This is a genomic window from Jiangella rhizosphaerae (genome assembly GCF_003579925.1).
Lineage (GTDB): Bacteria > Actinomycetota > Actinomycetes > Jiangellales > Jiangellaceae > Jiangella > Jiangella rhizosphaerae.
The window spans coordinates 1-5,280 of sequence record NZ_QUAL01000330.1 but is presented as its reverse complement, the minus strand read 5'-3'; the positions used below and the strand labels follow the sequence as shown (position 1 = coordinate 5,280).

Here is a 5,280-nt window from a genome sequence, read left to right as displayed (position 1 = left end):
GACCCGACGCCGGCGAGGCACGCCTGCCGCCAGGCGCGCCGTCCGCCCGGCGCCGGCCGCCGGACGGACGTGCGCCGCGCGAACGGCCGCGTCGATCAGCGGCGTCCGGCCAGCCAGTCGCGGCCGACCCGCTCCTCTATCTTCGCCGCCTCGGTGAGCCCGTGGTGCAGAGCCTGCTCGATCCTGCCGCCGACCAGCGGCACGGACGCCTTGAGTACACCCTTGATGGTGAGCACGGTCGACGCGCCGCCGTTGGCGGACAGCGTCATGGTGCCGGTGGCCTTGACCGGCGCCCCGGACATCTCCAGTGCGATGCTGCCCTCACGCGACCCGTCGGCGGCTGCCGGACTCCAGACGTCCTTCTGCTTGATGTCGATCGTCTCGCCGACGAACCGGCGCACGAAGTCGGGGACGTCCGGCGGCATCACTCGCAGCAGGTCGATGGTGACGCGGTCGCCGTCGCGCCGGACGCTCACCTCGTGCCGGATCGCGTTGGCGGCCATGGTCTTCTTCCCGATGTAGGCCTCGTCGGTCAGCATCGCGAAGACCGCTGCCGGATCGGCGTCGAAACGCAGCTCGCTGTACAGGTCCATGGCTCCACATCCTGACTCATACGCTGGCGGGGTGACACCCGACCAGGAGATCAGCCCTCCGTCCGCCCAGTTCGGCGAGGACGGTGCCCGGCTCAGCTACGGCACCTACCTGCGTCTCGGGCAGCTGCTCGACCAGCAGCGCCTGGAGACCGATGCTCACGACGAGCTGCTGTTCATCACCATCCACCAGGTCTACGAGCTGTGGTTCAAGCAGCTCCTGCACGAGCTGGAGTCGGCCCGGCAGGCGATGTTCGACGACCGCCTCTGGTGGGCCCGGCACCTGCTGCACCGGGTGCACGAGATCGAGCGCATCCTGATCGAGCAGGTCGGCGTCCTGGAGACGATGACGCCGCAGGACTTCCTCCAGTTCCGCGCCAAGCTGGCGCCGGCCAGCGGCTTCCAGTCGGTGCAGTTCCGCGAGCTGGAGTTCATCTCCGGCGCGAAGGACGAGGCGTTCCTGCGCCGGTTCCGCGCCCTGACGGAGGACGAGGCGGCCCGGTTGCACCGCCGGCTGGACGAGCCGACGCTCTGGGACGCGTTCGTCGCCGTGCTCCGCACCCACGACCTCGCCGCGGGTACCGACGCCGAGATCAGCGCGTCGCTGCGGATCGCGGCGCACGACCGCGGCGGTTACGGCGACGTCTGGGAGCTGGCCGAGGCGCTGATGACGCACGACGAGCTCAGCGCCGGCTGGCGGGCCCGTCACGTCACGATGGTCGAGCGGATGATCGGCACGAAGACCGGCACCGGCGGCTCGTCCGGCGCCTCCTACCTGCGCAGCCGCCTCGACCTCCGCTACTACCCGCTGCTCTGGGAGCTCCGTTCCTGGCTCTGACCGGTTGGCCGCCGTCGACGAGGGCCGATGCCGCCCTGTGAGGCATGCATGCCCGCGGAAGCGGTACGACCCCTGGTGGAGCGCCGGCCGGGCCGCCCCGGAGCCCGTCCGCCGCGAGTGTTCACCGGCCGGCAACAAGGAGTTGATCATGAGATCGGGGTCCGGCGCGCGGCCGCGCCGGGGAGCTACTAAGGTTCTGAGAGGTTCCGCACAACGACGTGCGGAGTCTGGCTCCCGGGGGTTGGTGGATCATGCGTAATCGGCTCGACGAAGCCAAGTCCGAGCTCCTCGCGAAGGCCGCGCTGGTCGGCGACCGCGGAAGCCGCGACCAGGACGAGGCGTTCCTTCGCCGGTACTACCGGCACGTCGCCGCCGAGGACCTGGTCGACCGCGACGTCGTCGACGTGTACGGCGTCGCCGCCTCGCACCGACGCTCGGCCCAGCTCCGGCCGCAGGGCACCGCCGTCGTCAACGTCTACACGCCCACCATCGACGAGCACGGCTGGGCGTCCGGGCACACCATCGTCGAGGTCGTCATCGACGACATGCCGTTCCTCGTCGACTCCGTCACCATGGCGCTGTCCGAGCACGACCACGCGCTGCGCCTCGTCGTCCACCCGCAGCTGGTGGTCCGCCGCGACATCACCGGCCAGCTGGTCGAGGTGCTCGACCTCAACGAGAACGACCCGCGCCGCGACCCCGACACCATCGTCGAGTCGTGGATGCACGTCGAGATCGACCGCACCGACGACCCCGACGACCAAGCCGCCATCGAGCGGCTGCTGCGCGACGTGCTCCGCGACGTCCGCGAGGCGGTCGAGGACTGGCCGCGCATGCGGCAGCGGGCCATCGACATCGCCGACGAGTTGGAGCAGCCGCCGTCGTCGATCAAGGCGCCCGAGGCCGACGAGGCCCGCGAGCTGCTGCGCTGGCTGGCCGACGACCACTTCACCTTCCTCGGCTACCGCGAGTACCAGCTCGACGTCGTCGACGGCGAGGACGTGCTGCGCGCGGTCACCGGCACCGGCCTCGGCATCCTGCGCTCCGACCAGGACCTCTCCGGATCGTTCGGCAAGCTGCCGCGCGAGGTGCGGGCCAAGGCGCGCGAGAAGCAGCTGCTGGTGCTGACGAAGGCCAACTCGAAGGCGACGGTGCACCGCCCCGCCTACCTCGACTACGTCGGGGTCAAGTCGTTCGACGAGGCCGGCGAGGTGGTCGGCGAGCGGCGCTTCCTCGGCCTGTTCACGTCGGCGGCCTACACCGAGAGCGTCCTGCGCATCCCGGTGCTGCGGCGCAAGGTCTCCGAGGTCATCGAGCAGGCCGGCTTCGCGCCGTCCGGGCACTCCGGCAAGGACCTGCTGCAGGTGCTCGAGACCTACCCGCGCGACGAGCTGTTCCAGATCCCGGTCGAGGAGCTGCTGCCCACCGCGCTCGCCGTCGTGCACCTGCAGGAACGCCGGCACCTGCGCATGTTCATCCGCCGCGACGACTACGGCCGCTACCTGTCGATCCTCGTCTACCTGCCGCGCGACCGCTACAACACCGACGTGCGCGAGCGCATCCAGCGTCTGCTGCTGGCGGCCACCGACGGCGACTCCATCGACTTCACCGCGCGGGTCGGCGAGTCGGTGCTGGCCCGGCTGCACTTCGTCATCCGGATGAAGCGCGACCAGGAGCTGCCCGACATCGACATCCCGGCGCTGGAGAAGCAGCTGGTCGGCGCCACCCGGTCGTGGGGCGACGAGCTGTCCGACGCGCTGGCCGAGCAGGTCGGCGAGGAGGGCGCGGCGAAGCTGCTGCGCCGCTACCGTCAGGGCTTCCCCGAGGGCTACAAGGCCGACTTCCCGGCGCGGACGGCGGTGGCCGACGTCCGCCGCCTCGAGGAGCTGCCCGCCGAGAACGGCCTGGGTATGAACCTCTACCAGCCGGTCGGCGGGCTGGCCACCGACCGCCGGTTCAAGATCTACCGCACGGGCACGCCCATCTCGCTGACCCAGGTGCTGCCGATCCTGTCGCGCATGGGCGTCGAGGTGGTCGACGAGCGGCCCTACGAGATCGTCCGGCGGGGCCCCGACGGCGAGTCGACGGCGTACATCTACGACTTCGGGCTGCGCTACCGCGGGCTGCGCGCCACCGAGGCCGACCGCCTCAAGGTGCTGTTCCAGGAGGCGTTCGCCGCGGTGTGGCGGGGCGACGCCGAGAGCGACGGCTTCAACGCGCTGGTGCCGCAGGCCGGGCTCTCGTGGCGCCAGGCCTCCATCCTGCGCGCGTACGCCAAGTACCTGCGCCAGACCGGCACGACGTTCAGCCAGAACTACCTCGAGGAGGCGCTGTCCGGCCACGTCGAGGTGGCGCGCATGCTCGTCGACCTGTTCGAGACCCGGTTCGACCCCGAGCGCTACGGTGCCGACGACACCGGCCGCGCGGCCCGGACGGCAGCCGCCGAGCAGCTCACCGACCGCATCGAGGAGGCCCTCGACCAAGTCGCCAGCCTCGACCAGGACCGCATCCTGCGGTCGTTCCTGCGGCTGGTCAACGCCACCCTGCGGACCAGCTACTACCGCGCCACCGTCGGCGGCCCGCAGACGGTGACCAGCTTCAAGCTGGACTCCCGCTCGCTGCCCGACCTGCCCGACCCGAAGCCGATGTACGAGATCTGGGTCTACTCGCCTCGGGTCGAGGGCGTCCACCTGCGCTTCGGCGCGGTCGCCCGCGGCGGCCTGCGGTGGTCGGACCGGCGCGAGGACTTCCGCACCGAGATCCTCGGCCTGGTCAAGGCGCAGGCGGTGAAGAACGCCGTCATCGTGCCGGTCGGCGCCAAGGGCGGCTTCGTCGGCAAGCTGCTGCCCGACCCCGCCGTCGACCGCGAGGCGTGGCTGGCCGAGGGCGTCGAGTGCTACAAGACGTTCATCCGCGCCATGCTCGACATCACCGACAACCGCGCCGCCGACCGCAGCGTCGTGCCGCCGCCGCAGGTCGTCCGGCACGACGGCGACGACCCCTACCTGGTGGTGGCGGCCGACAAGGGCACGGCGTCGTTCTCCGACATCGCCAACGCCGTGTCCAAGGAGTACGGCTTCTGGCTGGGCGACGCGTTCGCGTCCGGCGGCTCGGCCGGCTACGACCACAAGGCCATGGGCATCACCGCCCGCGGCGCGTGGGAGTCGGTGCGGCGGCACTTCCGCCAGCTCGGCCGTGACATCCAGGCCGAGGACTTCACCGTCGTCGGCATCGGCGACATGTCCGGCGACGTGTTCGGTAACGGCATGCTGCTGTCCGAGCACATCAAGCTGGTGGCCGCGTTCGACCACCGGCACATCTTCCTCGACCCCGACCCCGATCCCGCGGAGTCCTACGCCGAACGCCGCCGGCTGTTCGAGCTGCCGCGGTCCAGCTGGAACGACTACGAGCCGAAGCTGATCAGCGAGGGCGGCGGCGTCTACCCGCGCAGCGCCAAGACGATCACGCTGTCGGCCGAGGCCAAGCAGGCGCTGGGCATCGACCCGTCGGTCGAGACCATGACGCCGCCGGAGCTGATGCACGCCATCCTCGGCGCCCCCGTCGACCTGCTGTGGAACGGCGGCATCGGCACCTACGTCAAGGCGTCGACGGAGTCGCACGCCGAGGTGGGCGACAAGGCCAACGACGCCATCCGCATCGACGCCGCCGCCCTGCGCTGCAAGGTGGTCGGCGAGGGCGGCAACCTCGGCCTCACCCAGCGCGGCCGCGTCGAGTTCGCCCAGGCCGGCGGCCGGGTGAACACCGACGCCATCGACAACTCCGCCGGCGTCGACACCTCCGACCACGAGGTCAACATCAAGATCCTGCTCGACGGCATCGTGCGGGCGGGCG

At 71.0% G+C, this 5,280-nt stretch carries 3 protein-coding genes; 2 read left to right on the top strand and 1 reads right to left on the bottom strand.

The window, feature by feature from the left end; translation table 11 throughout:
• Positions 1-95: 95 nt before the first annotated feature.
• The gene (locus tag DY240_RS24230; RefSeq protein ID WP_119662287.1) at positions 96-593 is read right to left on the bottom strand and encodes a DUF2505 domain-containing protein; all 498 of its coding nucleotides are present in this window, start codon (positions 591-593) and stop codon (positions 96-98) included.
• 31 nt (positions 594-624) lie between these two features.
• On the opposite strand from DY240_RS24230, the gene DY240_RS24225 reads away from it, so the two are divergent.
• Together DY240_RS24225 and DY240_RS24220 are read left to right on the top strand one after the other, a co-directional pair.
• On the top strand, positions 625-1,428 hold the full coding sequence (locus tag DY240_RS24225; protein WP_199702304.1) for a tryptophan 2,3-dioxygenase: 804 nt from the start codon (positions 625-627) through the stop codon (positions 1,426-1,428).
• Between the two features lie 251 nt (positions 1,429-1,679).
• On the top strand, positions 1,680-5,280 hold a 3,601-nt coding region (locus tag DY240_RS24220; protein WP_147375496.1), incomplete at its 3' end, for an NAD-glutamate dehydrogenase.